Annotated in this window: 18 protein-coding genes and 1 tRNA gene; 14 read left to right on the top strand and 5 right to left on the bottom strand. The window is 60.8% G+C overall.

What is annotated here, in order from left to right:
* The 4 genes from K529_RS13155 (at window position 1) to K529_RS13140 (ending at window position 5963) form a co-directional block, all read left to right on the top strand.
* Window positions 1-480: an Lrp/AsnC family transcriptional regulator gene (locus K529_RS13155; protein WP_005628126.1), complete on the top strand. Its 480-nt coding sequence runs from the start codon at window positions 1-3 to the stop codon at window positions 478-480.
* Between the two features lie 84 nt (window positions 481-564).
* A complete protein-coding gene (locus K529_RS13150; RefSeq protein ID WP_005628128.1) occupies window positions 565-2040 on the top strand; it encodes an NAD-dependent succinate-semialdehyde dehydrogenase in 1476 nt (491 codons plus the stop codon).
* 62 nt (window positions 2041-2102) lie between these two features.
* Window positions 2103-3476, top strand: coding sequence for an aspartate aminotransferase family protein (locus K529_RS13145; protein ID WP_005628131.1), 1374 nt, complete (start codon window positions 2103-2105; stop codon window positions 3474-3476).
* Between the two features lie 261 nt (window positions 3477-3737).
* Window positions 3738-5963, top strand: a complete 2226-nt coding sequence (locus tag K529_RS13140; RefSeq protein ID WP_005628133.1) for a Hint domain-containing protein — start codon at window positions 3738-3740, stop codon at window positions 5961-5963.
* A gap of 6 nt (window positions 5964-5969) precedes the next feature.
* Here the strand turns inward: K529_RS13140 and K529_RS13135 are convergent, their stop codons facing one another.
* A complete protein-coding gene (locus K529_RS13135) occupies window positions 5970-7190 on the bottom strand; it encodes a Zn-dependent hydrolase (RefSeq protein ID WP_046002049.1) in 1221 nt (406 codons plus the stop codon).
* Between the two features lie 92 nt (window positions 7191-7282).
* On the opposite strand from K529_RS13135, the gene K529_RS13130 reads away from it, so the two are divergent.
* Window positions 7283-8050 (top strand): FadR/GntR family transcriptional regulator, encoded by a 768-nt coding sequence (locus K529_RS13130; protein WP_046002048.1) that lies wholly within the window; start codon window positions 7283-7285, stop codon window positions 8048-8050.
* On the opposite strand, the gene K529_RS13125 is transcribed toward K529_RS13130, so the two are convergent.
* Window positions 8047-8721 (bottom strand): DUF1028 domain-containing protein, encoded by a 675-nt coding sequence (locus tag K529_RS13125; RefSeq protein ID WP_046002047.1) that lies wholly within the window; start codon window positions 8719-8721, stop codon window positions 8047-8049. The two genes, K529_RS13130 and K529_RS13125, sit on opposite strands and share 4 nt — an antisense overlap.
* 107 nt (window positions 8722-8828) lie before the next feature.
* Between K529_RS13125 and K529_RS13120 the strand changes: the two genes are divergently transcribed.
* The 9 genes from K529_RS13120 to K529_RS13080 all read left to right on the top strand — a co-directional run bounded on the left by K529_RS13120 (window position 8829) and on the right by K529_RS13080 (window position 20429).
* Complete coding sequence (locus K529_RS13120) at window positions 8829-10415, top strand: ABC transporter substrate-binding protein (protein WP_046002046.1); 1587 nt, start codon at window positions 8829-8831, stop codon at window positions 10413-10415.
* A 142-nt stretch (window positions 10416-10557) separates the two neighbouring features.
* Window positions 10558-11505: an ABC transporter permease gene (locus K529_RS13115; RefSeq protein ID WP_009178249.1), complete on the top strand. Its 948-nt coding sequence runs from the start codon at window positions 10558-10560 to the stop codon at window positions 11503-11505.
* Window positions 11502-13385, top strand: coding sequence for a dipeptide/oligopeptide/nickel ABC transporter permease/ATP-binding protein (locus K529_RS13110; RefSeq protein WP_046002818.1), 1884 nt, complete (start codon window positions 11502-11504; stop codon window positions 13383-13385). Before K529_RS13115 ends, K529_RS13110 begins: the two co-directional genes overlap by 4 nt.
* Entirely contained in the window at window positions 13382-14347 is a 966-nt protein-coding gene (locus K529_RS13105) for an ABC transporter ATP-binding protein (RefSeq protein WP_046002817.1), read from the top strand. The genes K529_RS13110 and K529_RS13105 overlap by 4 nt, the downstream gene beginning before the upstream one ends.
* Before the next feature lie 42 nt (window positions 14348-14389).
* Window positions 14390-16018, top strand: a complete 1629-nt coding sequence (locus K529_RS13100; protein WP_005656600.1) for a hypothetical protein — start codon at window positions 14390-14392, stop codon at window positions 16016-16018.
* 287 nt (window positions 16019-16305) lie between these two features.
* Complete coding sequence (locus K529_RS13095; protein ID WP_005656605.1) at window positions 16306-17367, top strand: phosphatase PAP2 family protein; 1062 nt, start codon at window positions 16306-16308, stop codon at window positions 17365-17367.
* Window positions 17368-17369: 2 nt separating this feature from the next.
* Window positions 17370-19442, top strand: a complete 2073-nt coding sequence (locus K529_RS13090) for a S8 family serine peptidase (RefSeq protein WP_046002816.1) — start codon at window positions 17370-17372, stop codon at window positions 19440-19442.
* Window positions 19443-19860: 418 nt separating this feature from the next.
* Window positions 19861-20196, top strand: a complete 336-nt coding sequence (locus tag K529_RS13085; RefSeq protein ID WP_005636117.1) for a hypothetical protein — start codon at window positions 19861-19863, stop codon at window positions 20194-20196.
* 155 nt (window positions 20197-20351) lie between these two features.
* Window positions 20352-20429, top strand: a tRNA-Arg gene (locus K529_RS13080).
* Window positions 20430-20913: 484 nt separating this feature from the next.
* Here K529_RS13080 and K529_RS13075 read toward each other — a convergent pair.
* From K529_RS13075 to K529_RS13065, 3 genes are all read right to left on the bottom strand, one after another.
* The gene (locus K529_RS13075) at window positions 20914-22434 is read right to left on the bottom strand and encodes a tripartite tricarboxylate transporter permease (protein WP_005636128.1); all 1521 of its coding nucleotides are present in this window, start codon (window positions 22432-22434) and stop codon (window positions 20914-20916) included.
* Window positions 22435-22448: 14 nt separating this feature from the next.
* Window positions 22449-22928, bottom strand: a complete 480-nt coding sequence (locus tag K529_RS13070) for a tripartite tricarboxylate transporter TctB family protein (protein ID WP_065317513.1) — start codon at window positions 22926-22928, stop codon at window positions 22449-22451.
* Window positions 22929-23127: 199 nt separating this feature from the next.
* Window positions 23128-24126, bottom strand: coding sequence for a Bug family tripartite tricarboxylate transporter substrate binding protein (locus K529_RS13065; RefSeq protein ID WP_005614212.1), 999 nt, complete (start codon window positions 24124-24126; stop codon window positions 23128-23130).
* Between the last annotated feature and the right edge of the window lie 72 nt (window positions 24127-24198).

Raw genomic sequence — 24198 nt, 5'->3', positions numbered from 1 at the left:
ATGCATCTGGATCAGCGCGACCTCGATATCCTCCGCATTCTGTCCCGCGATGGCCGCATCACCAAGGCAGCACTGGCCGATCAGGTGGGCCTGTCGCCCACGCCTTGCTGGGAACGCCTGAAGAAGCTGGAAAAGGCCGGGCTGATCGAAGGCTATAACGCCCGCATCAACCTCAAGAAAATCGCACCGCACGTCACCGTCTTTGTGGCGGCCGAGCTTGCGGATCACACGGCGGCAAGCTTTCAGTCCTTTGAGGCCGCCATGCAGCGCTATGATGAGGTGGTTGCCTGCTGGGCGCTGGGCGGTGGCTTTGATTATCTGTTGCAGATCGTTACCTGCGATATCGATGCCTACCAGCGGCTGATCGACGCGATGCTTGATGCGCGCATCGGTCTTAGCCGCTATTTCACCTATATTGTGACCAAACCCGTAAAGGGCGCGGGCGTGCCGCCTCTCGAAATCCTGCTGCAGGGCAGTTGAATCCTCTGCCCACCCGGCAAACTTCAGTCACATCTTCTGAAAACACCCTGCACACTCTTCCTGAGACTTTCAGGAGGAGCAGACATGTCGTTATCGGCCCTGTCCGCGCGTGCGGAGATCAGTGACAAATCGCTAGTGCGCTCGTTTTCCTACATAAATGGGAAATGGTGTGCCTCATCCAATGGCGAGGTTGTCGCGGTTCATGACCCGGCCACCGGGGATTTCATCGGTGATGTGACCGCGATGACGGCAGAGGATTCCTCTGCCGCGGTGGATGCGGCGCATGCCGCATTTGCCAGTTGGGCATTGATGCTGCCGCAGGACCGTTGCGCCATCCTGCGTCGCTGGTTTGAATTGATGATCGAACACAAAGAAGACCTCGCCCGCCTGATGGTGCTGGAGCAGGGCAAGCCCCTCTCTGAGGCACGCGGCGAGATCGATTATGGCGCGGCCTTTGTCGAATTCTATGCCGAGGAATCCAAACGCCCCAATATCGAGGGTGTCACCAGCCATTTGCCCGATGCCGAGGTGGAACTGTGGCGCGAGCCTGTGGGCGTGGCCGCATTGATCACGCCGTGGAACTTTCCGTCCGCGATGCTGACCCGCAAGGCCGCAGCCGCGCTGGCGGCAGGCTGCACTGTTGTGGCGCATCCTTCTGGTGAAACACCTTTCAGCGCGCTGGCGTTGGCCGAGCTTGCCGAACGCGCGGGCATCCCCAAGGGCGTATTCAACGTGGTTACGGGCAAGGCCCCGGTGGTGGTTGAGCCATGGACACGGGACACCCGCGTGCGGGCCTTGTCGTTCACCGGCTCGACCGAGGTGGGCAAGCTGCTCTATCGCCAGTCCGCCGAGACGGTGAAACGGCTGGTGATGGAACTGGGCGGTCATGCCCCGGTGATTGTCTTTAAGAACTGCGATCTTGACCGCGCGGTGGCTGAGACCATGAAGGCAAAATTTGCCACCTCCGGGCAGGATTGCCTCGGGGCCAACCGCATCTTTGTTGAACGCGCCATCTATGACGAGTTCTGCACCCGCTTTGTTGCAGCGACGCAGGCGCTGACCGTGGGCAAGGGGATTGATGATCCCGACATCGGTCCCCTGATGAACGAAAAAGCGGTGCAAAAACAGGAACAACACGTGGCCGACGCGCTGGAAAAGGGGGCGACCCTCGCCTGTGGTGGCAAACGCCACGCGCTGGGGCCGCTGTTTTATGAACCCACCGTGTTGACCGATGTGCCCGCAGATGCGGCCATTCTGCACGAGGAGACCTTTGGCCCGGTGGCGCCGATCACGCCGTTTGACACCGAGGATGAGGTGATCCAGCGTGCCAATGACAGCGAATATGGCCTCGTTGCCTATGTGCACAGTCATGACCCGCGCCGGATCTATCGCCTGAGCCGCGCGTTGCAGTTTGGCATGGTGGCGGTCAACCGCACCAAAGTCACCGGCGCGCCGATCCCCTTTGGCGGCACCAAACAGTCCGGCATGGGGCGCGAGGGCGCACGGCTGGGCATGGAAGAATTTACCGAGGTCAAATACGTCTGCCGCGACTGGGCGTAACCCTCGAATGATACGAGATTTTCCACCCCGCGGGTGGAGCACGGAAATAGGAAGGACATGAAATGCTGAAGAACGATCAACTGGACCAATGGGACCGCGACAACTTCTTTCACCCCTCGACCCATCTGGCGCAGCACGCGCGCGGTGAGAGCGCAAACCGGGTGATCAAGACCGCCTCCGGCGTCTTTATCGAGGACCGCGACGGCACCAAGCTGTTGGACGCATTCGCCGGGCTTTACTGCGTCAACGTCGGCTATGGCCGTCAGGAGATTGCCGAGGCGATCGCCGATCAGGCGCGCGAGCTGGCCTATTATCATTCTTACGTGGGCCACGGTACCGAGGCGTCTATCACGCTGGCGAAGATGATCCTGGATCGCGCGCCCAAGAATATGTCAAAGGTCTACTTCGGCCTTGGCGGCTCGGACGCCAATGAAACCAACGTCAAACTGATCTGGTACTACAACAACATCCTTGGCCGCCCCGAAAAGAAGAAAATCATCTCGCGCTGGCGCGGCTATCACGGCTCCGGGCTGGTCACCGGCTCCCTGACGGGGCTTGAGCTGTTCCACAAGAAATTCGACCTGCCCGTCGAGCAAGTGATCCACACCGAAGCGCCCTATTACTTCCGCCGCGAGGATCTGAACCAGACCGAAGAGCAGTTTGTCGCGCATTGCGTGGCTGAGCTGGAAGCGTTGATCGAGCGTGAAGGCGCCGACACCATTGCCGCCTTCATCGGTGAGCCGATCCTGGGCACCGGGGGCATCGTGCCGCCGCCCGCAGGCTATTGGGAAGCGATCCAGACAGTCCTGAAAAAACACGACATTCTGCTGGTTGCGGATGAGGTGGTCACCGGCTTTGGCCGTCTTGGCACCATGTTCGGCTCTGACCACTACGGTCTGGAGCCCGACATCATCACCATCGCCAAGGGTCTGACCTCCGCCTATGCGCCGCTTTCCGGTTCCATCGTCAGCGACAAGGTCTGGAAAGTGCTGGAGCAGGGCACCGATGAAAACGGCCCCATCGGCCACGGCTGGACCTACTCCGCGCACCCCATCGGGGCGGCGGCGGGTGTGGCCAACCTGAAACTCATCGACGAGCTGAACCTTGTCAGCAATGCCGGCGAGGTGGGGGCTTACCTCAACGCCACCATGGCAGAGGCGCTGGGCGAACATGCCAATGTCGGCGATATACGCGGCGAGGGCATGCTCTGCGCGGTGGAATTTGTGAAGGATCGCGACAGCCGCACCTTCTTTGACGCCGCCGACAAGATCGGCCCGCAGGTCTCGGCCAAACTGCTGGAGCAGGACAAGATCATCGCGCGCGCCATGCCGCAGGGCGATATCCTGGGCTTTGCGCCGCCCTTCTGCCTGACCCGTGCCGAGGCCGATCATGTGGTCGAAGGCACCCTGCGCGCGGTCAAATCCGTGCTGGGCTGATCCACCCCCCCAACATGATTGCGCCGCCCGCAGCAGGTCTGCGGGCGGTTTTCCGTTTGCCCACCTCAAGAAAAGACCAATTCCTTGCGCTGATTTAATGATGATACCGGTGATTTTGCGGTCGGTTTGAGCCGGTATTAATTCATCTTTTCTAGGCTCAATCGCATCGCGCGAAAGCCAGTTTTCAGCACGCGCGCGTTACAGGCTCTCTTGCTTTGGGGGCCGGTCTATGTGGTGTTGATGGTGTGAATTCGGAAGCAAATGACGACCTATAGCGTAACGTCCTCAAATTATAATGATCCCGGATTTTGGTCTTCGATATCTGAATCCAGCGGCGGCCATTGGCTGGATTTTCGTGCACTCCCAAGCACCTACTACGTAAACATCGACGCCGAGGCACGTATAATCTCAATCTGGGACGGGGGGGCATGGTATCGCGTCGGTGAAGATGGAAATGGCAGCACTGATTCCAATTTGGGAAGCCCAACCAGCTTGGACGATTTCAATATCATCACCGGCAACGACGCGAGTGACTACATCGAAGCATCCGATGGCGATGACAGTCTGATCGGTGCAGGAGGAGATGATACGCTTTCGGGTGATCAGGGTGATGACACCATCGACGGCGGCGAAGGCAATGACAATCTTGCGGGGGGGGATGGTCAGGACAGCATTTTAGCGGGAGCGGGAAACGACTCGGTTTATGCTGACAATGTGTGGGCGGCCCTCTCTTCTGCAGCGTCCGGACCGGGCACAACACCCACGTCGCTCACTGTGACCAATTCTGCCGATGGCCCGATTGAACTGTGGTGGATAGATGGCGCTGGCCAGCTGCAATATCACGCAACCATCCAACCGGGCGACACACTGACTCAGAGCACGTATGAGGAGTATAACTGGGAATTGCGCCACCCTGATGATTGGTACCTCGGCACCATTCAAGGGGGCGCTAACCCAACCGTGAATTTCGGCGCGTCGGGCCTGAATGACACAGTGTTTGCTGGCTCTGGCGATGATCTGGTCCTCGGGATGTATGGGGATGATGTCCTATACGGTGAAACCGGCGCCGACACCCTTGATGGGGACTATGGCGATGACACGATCTGGGCAGGCACTGACGCCGATACAGTCGACGGCGGCGATGGGGACGACTATCTGTCAGGCCAAGAGGGCGATGATCTCATTCAGGGCGGGGCGGGGTCCGATACCCTGATCGGCGGTACCGGCAATGACGAGCTGAAGGGCGATGCCGATGACGACACCTTTCAGATCTTTGACAATTCGGGCGTCGATACGATCATCGGGGGGGAGAGCGGCGTTGATGACGATCTCGTTGACCTCTCCGGTCGGAGCAGCGGGGCTTCGGTCAATTTTACGGGTGCAGAAATCGGCATCATCGAGGGTGGCAGTGATACCGCCTATTTCCAAGAAATCGAACGGCTGCGGCTGACGGATTTTGACGACAGTCTGGATGCAAGCGCGTCCAGCACCGGTGTCGATGTCGACGCAGGCGCGGGGGCCGATACGCTGACGGGCAGTGCAGGCGATGACAGCCTCACCGGTGGGGGTGGCGACGACCGTTTTGTGATGACCACCTCCGGTGGGGCTGACACAATCTCGGATTTTGATCTCACGGATGATGATCTGGATGGGTTCTACAATGATCAGATCGATGTCAGTGGGCTGAGCGGCGGGTCTGGTGCAGGCGGGCTGGTGACAGCCTCTGATGTTATTGTCACCGACGACGGATCGGGGAGCGCGGTCCTCACCTTCCCCGATGGTGAGCAGTTGGTGCTAAAGGGCGTTGCTCCCTCGCAGATCAACACGCAACCTCAGCTTTATGCGGCAGGTATTCCTTGCTTTACGCCGGGCATTCGCATCGCGACGGCCCGCGGCGCAATCCCGGTGGAGCAGATCCGCATAGGGGATTTGCTGCAGACGGCGGACAATGGGCTCCAGCCGGTGATCTGGACCGGACGACGCGATCTGAGCGGTGACGACCTCATCGCGCAACCCCACCTTATGCCGCTGGTGTTGCACCCCGGTGGCCCTTTTGCGAATGACCGGCCCCTGATGATCTCGCCGCAGCACCGATTTATGCTGGACCGGCCGCGGTTGGGGGATCTCGGTCATATGAACGAGGCATTTGTGCGCGCGCGGCTGTTGCATGCGCTCCTGCCTGACCGTGTTGCGCGCTGCAGCCCTCAGACAGGGGTAAGTTACATCCACCTGATGACTGAAACGCATCAGGTCATCTTTGCCGAAGGGATCGCAACAGAGACCTTCTGGCCTGGCCCGGAGGCGTTGCGCGGTCTCGCAGATGATGATCGCCGGGAATTGTTCGATGTGTTCCCCGACCTGTTCTTAGCGCGCCGTCTCAGTGGATCACTGGGGCGCAGCTATGTCGCCAGCAAATACTGCCAGTTGGCGCGCACCGATCTGACACGCCGCGATCTGCGGGCGCTGGGCGCGCGTTTCGCCGCATAACCCCGATCAGCCTTTCGCCAATCGGCGCAGATAGGCACAGGTCACGTCAATCGCGGCTCCCATGTCTTCGGCGGAGGCAAATTCTTCGGGGCGGTGGCTTAGCCCGTCTTTGCAGCGGACAAAGAGCATCGAAATATCACAAAGGTCCGCCATCGCAGAGGCATCATGGGTGGCGCCCGATGGCAGCAGCGGCGCATTTTGGCCCGCATCTTCAGCGGCCTGTTCAAGGGTCTGGATCAGGTCTGGCGCGCAGGGCACGGCGGTTTGCTCGTAGGTTTTCGACATTGCAAAGCTCACGTCGCGTGTCCCAGCGATCTCGGTGCCCCAAACCTGCGCGGCAGCGGCAAACTCCAACCGCGCCGCATCGGACAGAGCGCGGATTTCCAGCGTCAGCGTCGCATCCCGCGCAATGGCGTTCACCACATCCGGTTTCAGCGCCAGCGTGCCGATGGTGGCGCACAGCCCGTCGATACGGCGAGCCGCATCATGGACCTTCACGATGAACTCAGATGCCGCGACCAGCGCATCACGCCGCCCTTCCATTGGTACGGTTCCCGCATGACCGGTTTCGCCGCCAAAACTCACGCTGTTGCGCTCTATGCCGCAGATGCCAGTGACGATTCCGACCGCCGCGTCGTTCTGTTCCAGCACCGGACCTTGCTCGATATGAAGTTCCAGATAGGCGTGGGCGGCGTCCTTGCCGCGCGCCTCTGCGGCGATATCATCCGGTCTGCCGCCAAAACCCTCCAGCGCATCGCGCAGGCGCAGGCCATCGGCATCACACATCTCCAGCACCTCTGGGTCAAAGCTGCCTGCGATGGCGCGCGGCCCAATCAGCGCAGTTGGAAAGCGCACGCCTTCCTCATCGGCAAAGGCAAGCACCTCAACAGGGAAAGGCAGCACCGTGCCCTCCGCCGCCAGCCGTTCCAGCGCGAGGCAGCCGATCAGCACCCCCATGATGCCATCGTAACGCCCCCCCTCAACCACGCTGTCTTGATGCGAGCCGATCAGCACCGCCGCGCCATTGGAGGGTGACGCACTGCGCCCCACCAGCGTTGCGGCAGCGTCCAGCCTCGGCCCAAGGCCCGCACGGCGCATCCAATCACTGATCTGTTTTACGGCGTCCGCGTGTTCGGGTGTATAGGGCAGGCGGGTGACGCCGGGGCCGGGGCTGCTGCAGGTCGCAATCTTGTCCAAGCGTCGTTGTGCTTCCTGTCCCCAATCCATGGCCCATTCCTCAATTTATCATGATGAATTGAGGTCTATACCCCCGCCGCTTTCCCGTCTATGTTTTTATCATGATAAAAGAGCGGCGGGTGATGAGTAGTAAGAGCAATAGCCCTAAACAACCCAAGCGCTCCCGCCCTGTGCGGGTCGCGGATGAAATCAAAACATGGGTGGTGGAGCGAGACCTCCAGCAGGGCGATAAGCTGCCCAATGAAACGGAGATGATCGCGCAATTCGGTGTGTCCAAGGGCACCGTGCGCGAGGCGATGCGCATCCTTGAGGCGCAGGGGCTTATCATCACCCGAACCGGTCCGGGGGGTGGCAGTTTCGTCGACAAGGTCTCTGCCAACCGCGCCCGGTCGCTCTTGGCGAATTATTTCTACTTTCAGAACCTGTCGATTGCCGACATCTACCAGATGCGCCGCGCGCTGGAGCCTGAGCTTGCAGCGAGCCTTGCCGGCCGCTTGAATGAGGCGCAATTGGCGGAGATGGAAGCCCTCGCGGCCCGGTATCCAGAACCGGCGCGATCGGCTGAGGAAGAGAAGGAGCAGCATATCTCCTCGCTCGAATTCCACGCGCGGCTGGCGGAGTTTTCAGGCAATGCGCTGTTGGGGTTTGTGATTTCCTTCATGGCGCGGGTGCTCACCGATATGACCATCTATCGCAAACTCTATGAGCCACCAAACCCGGAACTCTGGCGGCGTGGGCGCGAACATCAGATGCAATTGGTGACAGCCCTGCGCGACGGTGATGCGGAGGCTGCGCGGCAGATCATGGCCTCGCATATGCAGGGCGCCGAGGAGCAAATGCAATCGCAAGAAGCGCAACTGGCGCGCCGCTTTATTGGCGAGCAGCGTTAGCTGGCGTCCGGCAGCACCGCCCGGTGGCGATCCTTCAACACCGGAACCTCTGTGAGCCAGTCGTAATAGGGCGAGCGATGCGCCCGTAGGCACAGGGCACGCAAGGCGGGCAGTGGGTCGTCGCTATAATCAATTCTCAGGTCCAGCGGCGGGCGCTCCGGTGACAGCACCAAAAGGGCTGCGGATTGCAGCCCGCGCGCATCCCCCCCAACCGTTGCAGCGGCATCCAGAACTGCCAGCATCCGATCAGATAGCGTGGCATATTCGCCCTGTGCTGCCTCATGCATCGCCGTCAAAACCTGTGGTCCCGCCAACATATTGCCAGCGATCGCCAGATCGCGATCTGTCATATGGCCTGCGTAGTTTACGCTCTGCATGCCGGTGAACCCGCCAGTGCCGCCGCAACGATCAAGCGCCAGCAACTGCCGATGTCCGCGTCCCGGATCTGCATCTGTAACCTGCGCCACCGCCACTTCTGCCCGGTCTCCGCTATACATCCGCCGCAGCACGTCATCGCGCCAGAATGTACTGGGTGCGGTCCCCTGCGAGGCCACCAGCCCTGATTCGATATCTCCGCGCAAAACCCAGCCGCCGACGCACAGGCTGCCCGTGGCCGCCGCCGCTGCAAAACTGCCTGTCTCACGGTCATACATCAGGATTGAAAAGGTCATTGTGGTCTCCGGACGGGGGTCTTGCAGGTTTAGACTTGTATTTATCATGAAAATTTGCGTGGATACAATTAATCATGAAAAATAAATCTCAGCAGAGAGGATCCGACATGAAATTTCTTGAGATGACGCGGCGCGGCGCACTGGCCGCAATGTTCGCGACGACGGCTCTGGCCGGGGTTTCGATGGGCGTGGCACCCGTGGCGGCGCAGACACCGCCGGGCGTGTTGATCGTCGGCCAGATCGCAGAGCCCAAGGCGCTTGACCCGGCGGCGGTGACGGCGGTGAACGACTTCCGCATCCTGATGAACGTCTATGACGGCCTCGTGCGCTACAAGGACGGCACGCTGGAGGTGGAGCCCGCACTGGCCACCGACTGGAGCATTTCCGAGGATGGCACCGAATATACGTTTACGCTGCGCGAGGGCGTGTCCTTCCACGATGGCAGCGCCTTCAATGCCGAGGCGGTGGTGTTCAACTTCGAGCGGATGCTCAATGAAGACCACCCCTTCCACAACACCGGCCCCTTCCCGCTGGCCTTCTTCTTCTCTGCCGTGGAGAGCGTTGAGGCGGTCGATGACCTGACGGTGAAATTCAAACTGAACGCGCCCTATGCGCCGTTCCTGTCGAACCTCGCCTATCCCACGGGCCTGATTGTGTCGCCCGAGGCGGTCAAGACCCATGGCGCGGAGTTTGGCCGTAACCCCTCCGGCACCGGCGCGTTCAAATTTGCCGAGTGGCGCTCGAATGAGGCCGTGGTGGTTGAGAAAAACCCCGACTACTGGGATGGCGCGGCAGAGTTGGTCGCGGTGGTCTTCCGCCCGATCACCGATGCCAACACCCGCACGGCAGAAATGCTGGCCGGTGGTATTGACCTGATGGTCGAGGTTCCGCCGGTGGCGCTGTCGGAATTTCAGGGCGATGCTTTCACCGTGCATGAACAGGCCGGCCCGCACGTCTGGTTCCTGATCCTGAACGCCAAGGAAGGCCCCTTTGCCGACAAGCGCGTCCGCCAAGCGGCGAACTACGCCATCAACAAATCCGCGATTGTGAACGATGTGCTTGAGGGTACGGCTGAGGTGGCCGCAGGCCCGACCCCGCCCGCCTTTGCCTGGGCGTATAATGAATCGCTTGAACCCTATCCCTATGACCCCGACAAGGCGCGTGAACTCTTGGCCGAGGCGGGTGCAGAAGGGGCGGAGCTGACGTTCTATGTGACCGAAGGCGGCTCCGGCATGCTCGACCCTATCGCCATGGGCACCGCCATTCAGGCCGATCTCAATGCCGTGGGGCTGGATGTGAAGATCGAAACCTACGAGTGGAACACCTTCCTGGGCGAGGTTAATCCGGGGCTGGAGGGCAAGGCCGACATGGCCGAGATGGCCTGGATGACCAATGACCCGGACACATTGCCCTTCCTTGCGCTGCGCACGGATGCATGGCCTGACAAGGGCGGCTTCAACTCCGGTTATTATTCCAACCCGAAGGTGGATGAGCTTTTGGAAGCGGCCCGCGTTGCGACCGATCAGGACGAGCGCGCCAAGCTCTATCAGGAGATGCAGACCATCGTGCAGGAAGATGCACCGTGGGTCTTTGTCGCCAACTGGAAGCAGAACGCGGTGACCTCGGACCGGGTGGGGGATTTTGCCCTGCAGCCCTCGTTCTTCCTGCTGCTCGATGATGTGACCAAGAACTGATGAGAGGTTTCGGATCGGGCTTTGCCCGATCCGACCCGCGCGCGCCCCTGCGGGGCGCGCGCGGCCCCCGTTTCCCCGGAGTTTCTGCTGAAGCCTCCCCGGAAATACGCTCCCCCCAATCGGCAGAGCAGGAAGGCACGCCATGACTGGCTATATTGTAAAAAGGCTCATCTCCGCGGTGCCGGTCCTTCTGGGGATCTCGGTCATCGTGTTTCTGATCATGGCGATGATCCCGGGCGACCCGGCCACGGCGATCCTTGGCTCTTATGCGACGCCCGAGAATGTGGAGAAGCTCAATCGCGATCTCGGTCTCGATAAGCCCTTGGTGCAGCGGTACTTTATCTGGCTTGGCAATATGTTGCAGGGCGATTTTGGCCGCAGCTTCTCGCTCAATCGCGCGGTGCTCGACGAGGTACTGGAGCGGTTCAATGCAACGCTGGTGCTGGCGGGCACATCCTTTGTGATCTGTTCGATCCTTGGCGTTGCGGCGGGTGTGGTCTCGGCGGCGCGCCAATACGGGCTGGCGGATAAGGCGATCACCTTTGCGGTGCTTCTGGGCATTTCGATCCCGTCGTTTTTCCTCGGCATGATGATGATCCTGATTTTCGCGGTGAACCTGCGCTGGTTCCCGGTGTCCGGCATGTGGCCGATTTACGGCGCGCGGGATCTCTCGGCCCTTGTCAGTCATCTGACCCTTCCGGCCATTGCGCTGGCGGTGGTGGCCACCGGCGTCATCGCCCGCCTGTCGCGCTCCGCCATGCTGGAGGTCCTGCGGCAGGATTTCATCCGCACCGCCCGCGCCAAAGGCGTGCATGAGCGCAGCGTGATCTGGCGCCATGGTCTGCGTGCGGCGATGGTGTCGATCATCCCGGTGCTGGGCATTCAGGCCGGGTTTGTGCTCTCGGGCGCAGTCTACATCGAGATGGTGTTTCAATGGCCCGGCGTCGGGCGCATGCTGGTCGATGCCATCCTCAAACGCGACATCCTCTTGGTGCAGGGCGGCGTGGTCTTTGTCGCCGCTTGCTATGTGCTCTTCAACATCGCCGTTGATGTCGCCCAAAGCCTTCTGGACCCGAGGATCAAAGCATGAGCTTCCTGCGTCTTTTGTCCCGCAACCGCCTCGCGCTGGCGGGGCTCATCGTGATGTCGGTGGTGGTGGTGCTGGCGGTGCTGACACCCATTTTGCCGCTGCCCGACCCGGATGTGACCAACACGGCAGAGCGGTTCAAGAAACCCTTTAGCGAGGGGGCCTTGCTGGGCACCGATCACCTTGGTCGCGATCTCGCCAGCCGCCTGATGTGGGGCACGCGACTGTCGCTGGCGGTGGGCTTTGCGGCGGCGGTGGCGGCGGCCACCATCGGTGCGGCCATTGGCGTGATCGCGGGGTTTTACGGCGGGCGCGTGGACAATGTGATCATGCGCGGCGTCGATATGCTGATGGGCTTTCCCTATATCCTGCTGGCGCTGGCGATTGTCGCAGCACTTGGTCCGGGGCTGATGAACGCGCTGATCGCAGTGGCCGCCGTCAACATCCCCTTCTTCGCGCGCAACATTCGCGGCGTCACCGTTGGCATTGCGCATAAGGAATTTGTCGATGCGGCGCGGCTCTGCGGGATGTCGAATGCCCGCATCATCATCACTGAGGTGGTGCCAAATGTGATCCCGGTGATTGTGATCGCCATGTCCACCACCGTCGGCTGGATGATCCTTGAGACTGCGGGCCTTAGCTTCCTCGGTCTTGGCTCGCAACCGCCGCAGGCGGATCTGGGCTCCATGCTGGGGGAGGCGCGCTCGGCGCTGATTACCAATCCGCATACCTCCGTGGTGCCCGGTGCGATGATCCTTGTGATCGTGATGGCGATCAATCTTCTGGGCGACGGCGTGCGCGACGCCCTTGATCCGCGCCTGAAATCCGGCGCGCTCAGCCGCCCGATGCCCACCACCATGGTGCGCCGCACAGACCCCGTGCCGCAGCCTGAAGGTGACGGCATCCTGAGCCTCTGCAACCTGCAAACCCAGTTCCACGTGAAGGATCGTATCTACAAGGCCGTGGGCGGAGTTGAGCTCTCGGTAAAGCCGGGCGAATGCCTTGGAATCATTGGTGAAAGTGGCTCCGGGAAATCCGTGACGGCGCTGTCGATCATGGGACTGGTGGCCTCGCCCCCCGGTGTCATCACCGGCGGTGCGGTGCATTACAAGGGCGAGGATCTGATCGGCGCCCCCTATGAGACCCTGCGCCGTCTGCGCGGTGACCGCGTGGCCTATATCTTTCAGGATCCTCTGGCGACGCTGCACCCCCTTTATACAGTCGGCGCGCAGCTCATCGAGGCGATCCAGAGCCATCATCGCACCAGTACCTCCGAGGCCCGCGCCCGCGCGATTGAGCTTTTGAAATCCGTGCGCATCCCCAATGCCGAGGCCCGCGTGGAGAATTATCCGCATGAGATGTCGGGGGGGATGCGCCAACGGGTCGGCATCGCCATGGCGCTGGCCAATGACCCGGAGGTGATCATCGCGGATGAACCCACAACCGCGCTCGACGTGACGGTTCAGGCGCAGATCCTTGCGCTCCTGGATGATTTGCGGCGCGAGCGGGGCTTGGCGATCATCTTCATCACCCATGATTTTGGCGTGGTGGCGCAGCTTTGTGATCGTGTGGCGGTGATGTATGCGGGCCGCATTGTCGAGGAAGGCCCCACCGATGCCATCCTCAATGCGCCCGCCCATCCTTACACCGCGCGGCTGATGGCCTGCGTGCCGGAGCTTGGCCAAGGCAGACGCCAGCTTGCAGCCATTCCCGGTCTGCCACCGGTGGTGGACAAACTGCCCGCAGGCTGTGCCTTTGCCGACCGCTGTCCCAAGGCCGCAAGTGCCTGTCGCAGCGGTGACATTGACCTTGGGCCCTTTGGGCCTGCGCGCAAGATCCGCTGCATCGACCCTGAAATCCCAGTGCAGGAGGCCACGGCATGAGCGCGGCACTGAAACTCACCGACCTCAGCAAGACCTTCCCGGTGGGCAAACGCCTGTTCGGCGGAGCCAAGGCGGGCGTCAAGGCGGTGCAGCCGCTCTCGCTGACGGTGGAGAAGGGCGAAACCCTCGGCATCGTGGGTGAGTCGGGGTGTGGAAAATCCACATTGGCGCGGATGCTGGTGGGCTTGCTGCCGCCCACCACCGGCCAGATCGAGATCGACGGAGCACCGCTTGATAACGCGGACCCGGCCACCTTTGGGCAGAAGATCCAATATGTCTTTCAGGACCCGATCAGCAGCCTCAACCCGCGCAAAACCATTCGCCAGATCATGGACGCGCCCCTGCGGCATCTGCACGGCATGGACGCCAAGGCGCGGGCCACTCGCATTGCAGAGATCTTTGCCGCGGTGAACCTGCGCGAGGAGTTTCTTGACCGCTATCCGCATGAATTCTCCGGCGGACAGGCGCAGCGGATCGGCATTGCGCGCGCCTTGGCGGCGGATGCGCGTATATTGATCCTGGATGAGCCCGTGTCCGCGCTGGATGTCTCCGTGCAGGCGCAGGTGTTGAACCTTCTAGCTGATCTGAAACAGAAATTCGGCCTGACCTATATCTTTATCAGCCATGATCTTGCGGTGGTGGAGGCGGTCAGTGATCGCGTCGCGGTGCTCTATTTTGGCTCCGTGGTCGAGGTCGGTCCCGCCGATCGGGTCTTTGCCGCGCCGCGCCATCCCTACACCCGGCTTTTGGCCGACAGCGCGCCGGTTGTGGGCCGCGCCCTTGCCGCGCCCGAGGCCAAAGAGACCGAACTCCCCGACCCGCTGAACCCGCCCGAGGGCTGCGCCTTTCGCGCCCGCTGTCCGCGCGCCACCGAGGTTTGCGCGGGGGCGGTTCCTTCGCTTGAGGTACAATCAGACCCGGTTTCTGCGGCCTGCTTTCACCCGCTGGCGGATGCAGGTTAAAACTGCCTCACAGATGCATTTTTTGAGATGTGTTGACAGGTCATGGCCAGATTTCCGATACTCGGTTTTGGGGATCGGGTTGGGATGCGGGCGGACAACGTGCCAGAGCATATTACATATCATGTGAATTTGTTCGGCCCCTTCGAGGTGATAACTTCGGAGGGTGATGTTCTGCATCTGCCCAGCAAACGCGGCAGAGCGCTGATCGCGGCGCTTGCCACCGGTCGCAAAAGACAGCGCACCCGCGATTGGTTGCAGGACCTGCTCTGGCAGGGGCGTGGCAAGGTGCAGGCCTCCGCCAGTTTGCGGCAGGAGTTGCGTCTGCTCCGCAAGGCCTTTGCGCAGGCGGATGTGATACTGTCGGAACATGGCACGCTCACACTCAATCCGGATTTGGTCACGACCAATGCGGCAGAGCCTTTGGCCACCACGTCTGGCGAATTTCTCGAAGGTTTGGACCTGCCCGCGCCCTTTGATAGCTGGCTCTTGGAGCAACGCGCGGCTTTGAGTGCGCCATGCGCCTCCCAAGACGGTGTGGAACGGACATCCCCCGAGCCACCAACCGGCGAGCCGATCATCTATTTCAACCGGACCTCTCCGGATCAACTGGACATGCAGACTGCAAATGAGGTCTTCCAGTGTCAGATCGAAAAAGGTCTCGCTGATCTCGCGCCCCTGGAGTTCCGGTATACCTCCGATGATAGCGTTGCGGCAGATCACACGCTGGTCAAAACCCAGATCCTTGAGGCCGGACGCGAGACGTTGTTGCGCGTAGTAATGCCCGGCCATTCCAACGGACAGAGCAACTGGACCGCCCATTGGCGCGGCATGCAGCAGGATTTGCTGCTTTATGATGACGATGAATTGCTGCAACTGGCCTACCGCGCACAAGAGGCGGCGGTGGATGCGCTCTCGCTCAGTGAGACCCGCAAGAACAAGATTAGCGCGAGCCTTCTGGGGTTTCGTGCATTGCGCAATATCTTCAGTATGGATCGCCCGGATCTGGATCAGGCGGACAGCGACCTGCAAGCGGCCTATGAACGTGTGCCAAAAGGTATCTTCCTCGCATGGCGGGCCTTTATTCAGGCCAATCTGATCGTCGAAAGCACCGATCTCGACCCCGGCCATCAAGCGCATCTGTCGGCCAATCTTGCGCGCCGTGCGTTGCAGTCCGAACCCGAAAACGCAGCCCTCAAGGCGGCCGCATCACATGTGTTCCTACTGACCGGACAAGATCCGATCGCCGCCGGAGAACTGGCCCGTGATGCCACCGCGCTGAACCCGTCCAACCCGCTGGCCTGGGCCTCTTGGGCCAATGCTGAGATCGCCATGGGGCAGTTGGAAACCGCGGCGGGATATTCCCGCAAGGCGCTGCAAATCGGTCGGTTTTCTCGCTCTCGTCATTGGTGGGAGATGCAGGCCGGGGTCTCGGCAGCACTGGTCGGCAATTACGAGGCGGCGCGTGTACACAGCCGCATGGCCCATTCTCTGGTGCCCAGTTTCCGCCCCCCGTTGCGCTATCTCGCAGCCCTTGAACAGCAGCGCGGCGACGGCGAGGCGGTGGACACGCTAAAGGATCGGATGCGCGATCTCGAACCCGGCTTCGACATGTCGGATCTGTCCGAACCGGAATACCCCTCAGGGAATTTGCGCCGCGCGGGTCTCGCCTGATCCACGCCCCGAGCTGCCTTTAGGGCGCGCGGGTCTTCTGCCAGCGGCTCCGCCAGTTCTCACGAACTTTTCACGGTACCCGCGGTGAGGCTGCTGCTTTTCTAAAGCAGCTGCTCAGTGGGATCGGCACGGCATCAATCATCTGGGGGATGGGGACAATGGCGCGATTTGGACATACAGGACATACAGGCCACACGGGACAAAGTGGTGTAGCTTGGCCTTCGGGTCACACCGGTCATACCGGCCAAACGGGGGTCGGGTTTCCCGGCTCAAACCATAGTGCGGCCATGATGACCGCGCTTATGCTCAGCCGCGAGGGCATCATCGGCCATTGGCAACCGCCCGCTGCCAAGGCCGTCAGCCGTTTTGACACCGCAAGCCTCGAACATCTGGCGGGCACGCCGCAGGCTGCGGTAATCGACTATGAGCTGATCGCACCTGTGGTGATCAATCTAGTGGCACAAGAGGCGGATGCGCCCGATGGGGTGGCTTATCTTTGTCACGCCGACGCCCTTGGCAGCGCGTCAAAGGTCGACCTCATGCGTCTTGCAGCACCGGGGGCGGATATCTTTGAACGGCAGTTGGATTACCTTCATCACTATGCAGATTTACGTGCGGACCGGATGGAGGAGATCGATGTTCAACTCTCTGATTTGACGTCTTTCTTTTCGGCGCTGGCGCATTTTCACCCGGCGCGCAGCAAGGCCATATTCCGGTTCATTGCGGCGGCTCTGCGCTTTTGCGCAACCGTTCAGTTTCGCATCAAACACGGGTTTGGCTGCCCGCGCCCGGCGCGTTTTTCTGCGCAAGTGCAGCCCATGATACAGACCCCGGACCACGGCACTTTGCCCAGCGGCCACGCGACCGAGGCGATCTTTCTCGCGACATTGTTCAAGGCGATGGCCGAAGAGCTTGCGACAACCCTGCAAGGCGATGCCGCGTCTTGGCTGTCGCAATTCTGCAGCCAATGTGACCGTCTCGCGGTGCGTATTGCCGTCAGTCGCACGGTGGCGGGGGTGCATTTCCCGGTCGACAGCGCCGCTGGTGCAGTGTTGGGCGATACGCTGGCGCGGTATGTGCTGGCGCGCGTTCAAACGCCCGCTCCGAATGAGACAGAAGCAGCGCCATTGCAATGGCGTCAACTGGACGCGCAGATGCAGGCCTTTGGCGCGGCGGATTACAACATCGACACGCTGGATGCGCTGCGCACCGGTTGCGCGATCAACGATCAGACCGTGACCTCGCTGACCACCGTGGATCTCGCGCTGCGCCATAGTCCGCAACTGCATTGGCTCTGGCAGACCTGTGTCGACGAGTTGCATCGCAGCGCAGCTCTGCAGGAGGCGTGATCATGGCGCTTTGTTGGCGACAAGACCGGGCCGGGCCACTGCGCCCGCTGCCCCGACACCCCTCGGCGCATTGGTGGTACACGCTGGATGACGAATTGCGCGCCGCCGGAGAGGAGGGCCTGAATACCCGCCTTCTGGCGCTGGATCTTGAGGCACCGGATGCCGTGGCTGGCCTGCCGCCCTTGCTGCTGACGACGGATCAGGGGCAGGCCTTACACAAGGGACTGCCGCTGCCGGATCAGGAGGAGGAGGGGCCATTGGATACCCTGATGGCCCGCATGCGCGACGGGCTGCGGGATCGCACGCTAATCGCCCCTGTTCTGCCCGGCGCTGCAGATTGCACATTGGCAACTGGGCCCGGCACCGGCGCGGCGGAGGTGCCCTTGGTGCCCAAAGACAGCACGGTGATCGGGGTGATCGACGATGGCATCGCCTTTGCGCATCCTGCATTTCGCATGGATGCGGGGCAACGCAGCCGATTTGCCTCTCTCTGGCAACAGGACGCGCAATGCCTGCGGGCCGGCAGCGCGGATGTCTCCTTTGGCCATGTGTTCAGCCGCGCCGAGATTGAACAGCGCCTGCAAGAGGCGGGTTACGACGAGGATCGTTTCTATCGCAACCTTCCGCCCGTTGGCAAAAAGGGGAGCGGACCGTTTCGCTATCGTCGCCTGCATGGCACCCATGTCGCGGATCTGGCGGCGGGCGCGGGGCGCGGAGACGAGATGGACGCCGCACCGGAGAAATTCCCGATTGTGGCGGTGAACCTGCCCACGGCGATGGTCAGCGATACGGCAGCCACCTTTATGGCCGGGGCCATGATCCTTGGCGTTCACGATATTATGCGCCGCACCGAAGCCATGATGCGTGCGGCGGATGCGGCCTTCCCGCTCATTATCAACCTCAGCTTTGGTCTGGGTGGGGTGGGCAAGAACGGTGGCCATCTGGTGGCCTCCGCGTTGGAGCAGGCCATGGCGTATTGGCATCGCAGGCATAAGGTGCCGATGCGGGTGGTGTTGCCTGCGGGCAATACGCTGCAATCGCGTCTTGCGGCGCATGCCAATATTGCGCCGGGTCGCCCCCACCGTGCGGTACTGCGTGTCGCCCCCGACAATCGCGGCTCCACCTATATGGAGATCGCCGTCAGCCAGCGCGGCCTGAAACCGGACTATTCTTCCCTCTCGGTCAAGGTGACGCCGCCAACCGGGGCCGGGGTGTTTGCGCCCGCGATGCCCAAGGCGCCCATCCGCATGGATACCGCCCTGCAATTGGTCATGACGAAGGATCAGAGCATTGCGCCGGATAAGGGCTTTGCCCAGTTCGGGATTTATCACGGCTTCCAGCGGGATTTCTCCCCGGTTGACGGGGCGGTGGAGGGCACCGGGGTGGAGATCGTTACGGTTGCTCTGCCGCCCAATGCGGCGGCCGACCCGTACCGCCCGCTGCCACCTTGCGGCGACTGGATCGTCGAGATTGCGCTGGCTCCGGGCCAGACCGAAGCGCGCGATATCGAACTGCGGGTGCTGCGCAATGATGTGCCGCGTCAGATCAATCCGCTGCGTCAGCGCTCGACGCTGGTAGACCCGGCGTATCGCAGCTTTGATGATGATGGGTTTCCCGAAACTGAGCTTCACACCACAGGATGCAGCATCACCCGCGCAGGCACGCTCAATGCGCTTTCTGGCGGCGCGCAGCTGGTCACCGTGGGGGCGTCTTTCGTGCGGCGTGAACAGCTTGGGGACTATTCCTCCGCCGGTCCGGGGGGACCTTTGGCTGAAGGGGCGACTGTTAGCCTTCACGCCTGCGCGGATGACGGCCCCGCCCTGCGCGGACGTCTTGGCGCAGGATCGCGAAGCGGCAGCCGGGTGCGCATGTCGGGCACCAGCGTTGCGGCGCCTTTGGTGACGCGCAGGCTGGCGCAGGAACTGGCGAAATGGCACCAGTCCGCAAAAGACGATCCCGCAGGATTTGCCCCGGTACAAAGCTTTGCCAGCCGTGCACCGCACCACCCCGCCGAGCGCAGCGGCGTCGGTGGTCTGCCTCCCGATGATGCCAGTTTGGATCACTCCTTTAACTAGAAGCTTCACAGCGTTTACACTTTTTTCACGAATTCATCACGCTCCAGCAGGTGCATTGAGAGGCGGGCAGCGGCATACTGGTCTTGTGAGTGCGGACATGCCGTTGAGTGAAAAGACCTTTTTAGTACCAAAGTGTAGATGTGAGTATTGAGTAGTTCCGCCAAGCAAGCGTGAGCTGGTTCCGTACAGAGTGATATGGTTGGTGTATATCGCGCTGTGCAAGCTAACGCAGTTTCGGCGGCCCCCAGTCCCATGTGGGGCCGCCGGCGATCCAAGATGGAATAAGAGAGTGTCCTCCGAGAGCGTGGTTCAAGAGTGATGTGTTGGTATCTCTCGGGCGCTTGCCGTGCCAAAATTCTCCTCATGGGGGAGAACGGCGCGGCGGTGCAAGTGGCCCATTGCTGCCCCGGAGTAGCCGATGGATGAGTCCGTTCCAGGCGACGGCATGGACCGGTTAGAACCGGACGACACCAATCTGAAACAGGCTTTCCAGCAGATGGAAACGCAGGCTGCCGCCTTGCAAGCCGCGCGCGCTTCGGGTGATCAGAGTGCATTTGATCAAGCGCTCACGGCGCTGCGGCGCGCGCAGGTCACTTTTTTACGTGAACTGAACAAATTCCCCGCTGACACCGCCCGCTTTCTCGCAGAGCGTCAGGGCGATTTGCTGGACGGGGTGGCGCTTGACGCGCTCGCGGAACTTTCGCCCGATGGCACCCCAGATACCCCCACGCCAGATCCAAGTGACAAGGAATAAGCGCTCGCACACGACGAGGTTTGTGAAAAGGCCGCGCGGCACAAACGATCTCACCTGCTCCACCTGCCTGCCAACGCACTTGGGAAAAAGGTTTTTCGGCCCGCGACCCTAAGTTGACATACTTCGGAAATTCCCTGATACACCCTCTCTAAGACGGGCCGTTAGCTCAGCTGGATTAGAGCAGGGAACTTCTAATTCTCAGGTCGGGGGTTCGAGTCCTCCACGGCTCGCCATGTTCCACAGACCTGCCAATGAAGCATAAGCTTGCACGTTTTGGCGTTTTTCATGCACACCCCCTGTCAAGGGGTATTTGTGGTCGGCACAAGAAGCGCGACTTCGAGCTATCCTGACAGCTCACGCGGAACAGTGATGATCGCTTAGCTGCCGTTCGTGCTTCGAGCGGCGAATGGCTGGTTCGAGTCCATTGTGTGAATTTGATTTTTCACTGCGTGCGGTCGCGGTGTCGTTATCGCTGGAAGAGCGAAAACGGCAGTACCGCCATGTACCGTAAAAACCGGACGTTCTTGCATACCGCAGCGAGGATCAGCCATCGAAGTCATACACTGCGCACAAAACGCCATTCCCACGCTTTTGTTCACATGGCAACATCCTACATTACGTATTTGCAACGATCAGACAGTTCTCCAGAAAGCCCCCGAACTGGACAAGCATAAGGGGACGGAACTCAGAGTTCCGAGCACCAGCCATTCAGGCTTTTCATCCCACTTTGTCGCCGGCCCGCCTAAATTTCTGCTTGAGCCATCTTGAGGTACCCTTTCCGAACAGTCCCCAAATAACTAGGATCGCCGTGACCGAAAGGATGGTGAAGGCAATTTCGCGTTCCCAGAAAATCGACAATCCGTCGCGGGAAATGAGAAGCGAGCGGCGGAAATTGGATTCGCAGATCGGCCCGAGGACGACTCCGATCACGATGGGGGCCAGCGGAAAGCCGTAAAGCCGTAGGAAATACCCCAGCGCGCCAAAGCCCAACATGCTCCACAGGTCAAATATGGAAGACTGGAGCGCAAAAGTTCCCATCACGCTGAGCATGACCACAAGCGGCAGCAAATGCACCTTTCGCAGACGCAGAACCGACAGGAACAGCGGCGTCAAGAGAAAGCCCAGAACCGCCAAGGCGATATTGGCAACGATATAGGCCAGAAACATGCCGCCCGCGACATCGAGGTTTTGTTCAAACAGTTCCGGTCCGGGAAAATAGCCGAACAGGATCAGCGCGCTCATCAAGACTGCGGATGAGGCATCACCGGGCACCCCAAGCGCCATTGTGGGGATAAGCGTCCCGCCCGCGGCGGCGTTATTGGCGGCCTCTGTGGCGACGACACCGCCTTCTGCGCCTTCGCCATATCTCTCTTCGGGCCGTGATTGGGCCTTGGCCACCGCATATGAGCTGAAGGCACTGATCACGCCGCCCGCACCGGGCAAAGAGCCAAAAAATGTGCCGATGATGCTTGAGCGTACAAGGTTGAAAGGGTGCTTGAACAATAGCACGAGTGAAAACAAAGAGATGCGCACACGCGGCACGTTCGGCACGTCGGTCAACCCGCCGCCGCGCACTTGAAACAAGACCTCGGACACCGCAAAAAGCCCCACGACGATGGACACAATATGAAACCCGCTTGAGAGTTCGAAATACCCAAAGGTGAACCGCTGCGCGTTGGAAATCGCATCCGTGCCCACGGTCGCGATGAGCAGGCCCAGTATGCCGGTGATAAAGCCCTTCAGCGGCGCTTCGCGCCCCACCACGGCAATTGCGATCAGGCCCATCAGCGTCAGTGCGAAGTATTCCGGCGGCCCGAACCGCAGCGCGAAATCGGCCAGCACAGGGGCCAGAGCGATCAAAATGACCCCGCCTAAAATGCCGCCGACCGCCGAGGCAGATATCGCGAGGCCTATGGCTTCGCCCGCACGCCCCTTTTGCGCCATCGGGTAGCCGTCCAACAACGTCGCCGCAGCGATCGGCGTGCCCGGAATGCGCAGGACGATCGCAGAGACCGCACCGCCACAAGACCCGCCGACAAAAATCGCAATCAGCGCGCCCATAGCGGCGACCGGCGGCAGATGCAAAACGGCAGGAAGCAACAGAATAATGCCCATAAGCGGGCCGAGCCCCGGCAGAACCCCAATGATCAATCCGAAGAAACACCCGAAGATTGTCATGCCTATGGCAAGCGGGGTTGCAAACAGGTTCCAGCCTTCAATGAGAGCATCGATGCCCATGGCGACCTCCTATCCTAGAAATTAAGCGCAATCCCGAACAGACCGCGCGGCAGGTTCACGTTGAACAAGCCCTGAAAGACCAGCAGGCATCCTGCCGGTATCGCCAAAGGTACCGCAATAAGCGTGGCGGGCTGCCGGTCCCCAAAGAGCAGCAGAAGCCCCAGAACAAGAACCGGCGTGACAAGTATGAAGCCGAAGATGGGAAGGAGCATGACGCAAGCCACAATAGAAATTCCGGTTATGGCAGTCTGTCGGGTGCTGCCTGCTGAGGCCGCGTCTTCGACACCGGCGTTCGGATCAGTTGCGCGAACATCAGCGATGATCTGGAAGGCCAAAAGAACCAACAATAAGCCCGCGAGAAGACGTGGATAAAGGGCTGCATTGCTGATTGGCGTCCCTGATGCGTAACCCTGTTCCGCCAACGATGTGGCCGCCTCATAGAAAATCAGTCCGCACAGCGTGGCCATGAGAACCGCCGGAAGATGCCGCAACATCGAACGTCCGTGAGTGGTGTTTGGCGGGTCTTGGTCGGGGCGTGAGTCGGAACGTGACATTTAAACCTCCTGATGCCCGCTGTCTGATATTCTCAGGGCAAGTGGATATTCGTTCAAGTCGATGAAGATATCCTGTTGGCCCGGCTTTGGGAGGAGAATTGCCGGGCCAACAGTCGGGGGGAGACTTTGTGGACCGCAGTTATTGTACAGTGCCGAGTTTTTCGGCTTCCCACTCGACCGCATCTGTCGCCGTCGAAAGCTGCGCGCGCACCGCATCAACCGTTGTCAGGTAGTCTTCTGGCGGGTAGCCGAGCAGCGGGCGACCGATGCTTTCGAAATAGTCGATCACTTCGGGCTTTTGCAGGGCTGCGGCCATCGCGTTGCGCAGCACGTCGACGTGTTCCTCGGGAGTGCCGTTTGGCACCACGTACCAACTCCAGCCCATCGGCGCGAGGCCGGTCAGCGGATAATCGACCGTATCGATTTCCGACATCAGGGGCACGCCACCGAAAATATCCTTGACCGACTGCAGATCACTGAACGCCGCCAGAACACGCACGTGTTCACTGTTGGCGCGGACAAATCCGGGATTGCCGGCCATGAAGTCAAGAATGCCGCCGCGCATGTCCTTTAGCGCTTCTTCCAGCCCGCTATAGGGAATGTGTTGGGCGACCGTATCGGTGGCGCGGAACATGTTCGCCAGATCCACATGCGGCAGGTTGCCATAGGCCCCTGACGTGTAGCGCAAGTCGCCTGGATTTTCGTCCATATAGGCGATCAGGGACTCCAGATCGGGAAAGCGGTCATCGTCCGCACGCACGATCACGGAATTGGGGACCGCGCCCAATGCATAAAGCGGCGTAAAGTCCGTGTGGTCGGCGTCAATGTTGCCCATCAGCGATTGCACCACCATTGGGGCCACCCAACCGTCAAAGATCGTATAGCCGTCGGCGGGACGGTTTAGGGCAGTCTGCATCGCCTTGACGCCCGTGCCGCCGGGGGTGGAAATCACGGTGACATTGACACCCAGTTCTTCGCTCAGGGCCTCGGCCATGACCTGACTTGATGTCATTGTGACGCCCGGTGGCCATGGAAAGATAACCTCAATGTCACGTTCCGGAAACTCGGCGAAAGCAGCTGTCGACAGCGCTGTAAACGCGAGCCCTGACAGAAGTGTCTTGAAATTGAAGATCGGCATTTGTTTTCCTCCCTGTGAGGCCCATCATGGGCTTCTTCATATGGTGCGTATGGAACTCCTCTTCCAAGCACC

It is taken from the genome of Tritonibacter mobilis F1926 (assembly GCF_000376545.2).
GTDB classification, from domain to species: Bacteria; Pseudomonadota; Alphaproteobacteria; order Rhodobacterales; family Rhodobacteraceae; genus Epibacterium; species Epibacterium mobile.
Note: the sequence above shows the minus strand (reverse complement) of the source record. Positions and strands in the feature narration are given on the sequence as shown.

Bases quoted from the DNA above. Each gene is read 5' to 3' on its own strand.
- K529_RS13155 (WP_005628126.1), top strand. From the start codon at position 1: ATGCATCTGGATCAGCGCGACCTCGATATCCTCCGCATTCTGTCCCGC.
- K529_RS13150 (WP_005628128.1), top strand. From the start codon at position 565: ATGTCGTTATCGGCCCTGTCCGCGCGTGCGGAGATCAGTGACAAATCG.
- K529_RS13145 (WP_005628131.1), top strand. From the start codon at position 2,103: ATGCTGAAGAACGATCAACTGGACCAATGGGACCGCGACAACTTCTTT.
- K529_RS13140 (WP_005628133.1), top strand. From the start codon at position 3,738: ATGACGACCTATAGCGTAACGTCCTCAAATTATAATGATCCCGGATTT.
- K529_RS13135 (WP_046002049.1), bottom strand. From the start codon at position 7,190: ATGGATTGGGGACAGGAAGCACAACGACGCTTGGACAAGATTGCGACC.
- K529_RS13130 (WP_046002048.1), top strand. From the start codon at position 7,283: ATGAGTAGTAAGAGCAATAGCCCTAAACAACCCAAGCGCTCCCGCCCT.
- K529_RS13125 (WP_046002047.1), bottom strand. From the start codon at position 8,721: ATGACCTTTTCAATCCTGATGTATGACCGTGAGACAGGCAGTTTTGCA.
- K529_RS13120 (WP_046002046.1), top strand. From the start codon at position 8,829: ATGAAATTTCTTGAGATGACGCGGCGCGGCGCACTGGCCGCAATGTTC.
- K529_RS13115 (WP_009178249.1), top strand. From the start codon at position 10,558: ATGACTGGCTATATTGTAAAAAGGCTCATCTCCGCGGTGCCGGTCCTT.
- K529_RS13110 (WP_046002818.1), top strand. From the start codon at position 11,502: ATGAGCTTCCTGCGTCTTTTGTCCCGCAACCGCCTCGCGCTGGCGGGG.
- K529_RS13105 (WP_046002817.1), top strand. From the start codon at position 13,382: ATGAGCGCGGCACTGAAACTCACCGACCTCAGCAAGACCTTCCCGGTG.
- K529_RS13100 (WP_005656600.1), top strand. From the start codon at position 14,390: ATGGCCAGATTTCCGATACTCGGTTTTGGGGATCGGGTTGGGATGCGG.
- K529_RS13095 (WP_005656605.1), top strand. From the start codon at position 16,306: ATGATGACCGCGCTTATGCTCAGCCGCGAGGGCATCATCGGCCATTGG.
- K529_RS13090 (WP_046002816.1), top strand. From the start codon at position 17,370: ATGGCGCTTTGTTGGCGACAAGACCGGGCCGGGCCACTGCGCCCGCTG.
- K529_RS13085 (WP_005636117.1), top strand. From the start codon at position 19,861: ATGGATGAGTCCGTTCCAGGCGACGGCATGGACCGGTTAGAACCGGAC.
- K529_RS13075 (WP_005636128.1), bottom strand. From the start codon at position 22,434: ATGGGCATCGATGCTCTCATTGAAGGCTGGAACCTGTTTGCAACCCCG.
- K529_RS13070 (WP_065317513.1), bottom strand. From the start codon at position 22,928: ATGTTGCGGCATCTTCCGGCGGTTCTCATGGCCACGCTGTGCGGACTG.
- K529_RS13065 (WP_005614212.1), bottom strand. From the start codon at position 24,126: ATGCCGATCTTCAATTTCAAGACACTTCTGTCAGGGCTCGCGTTTACA.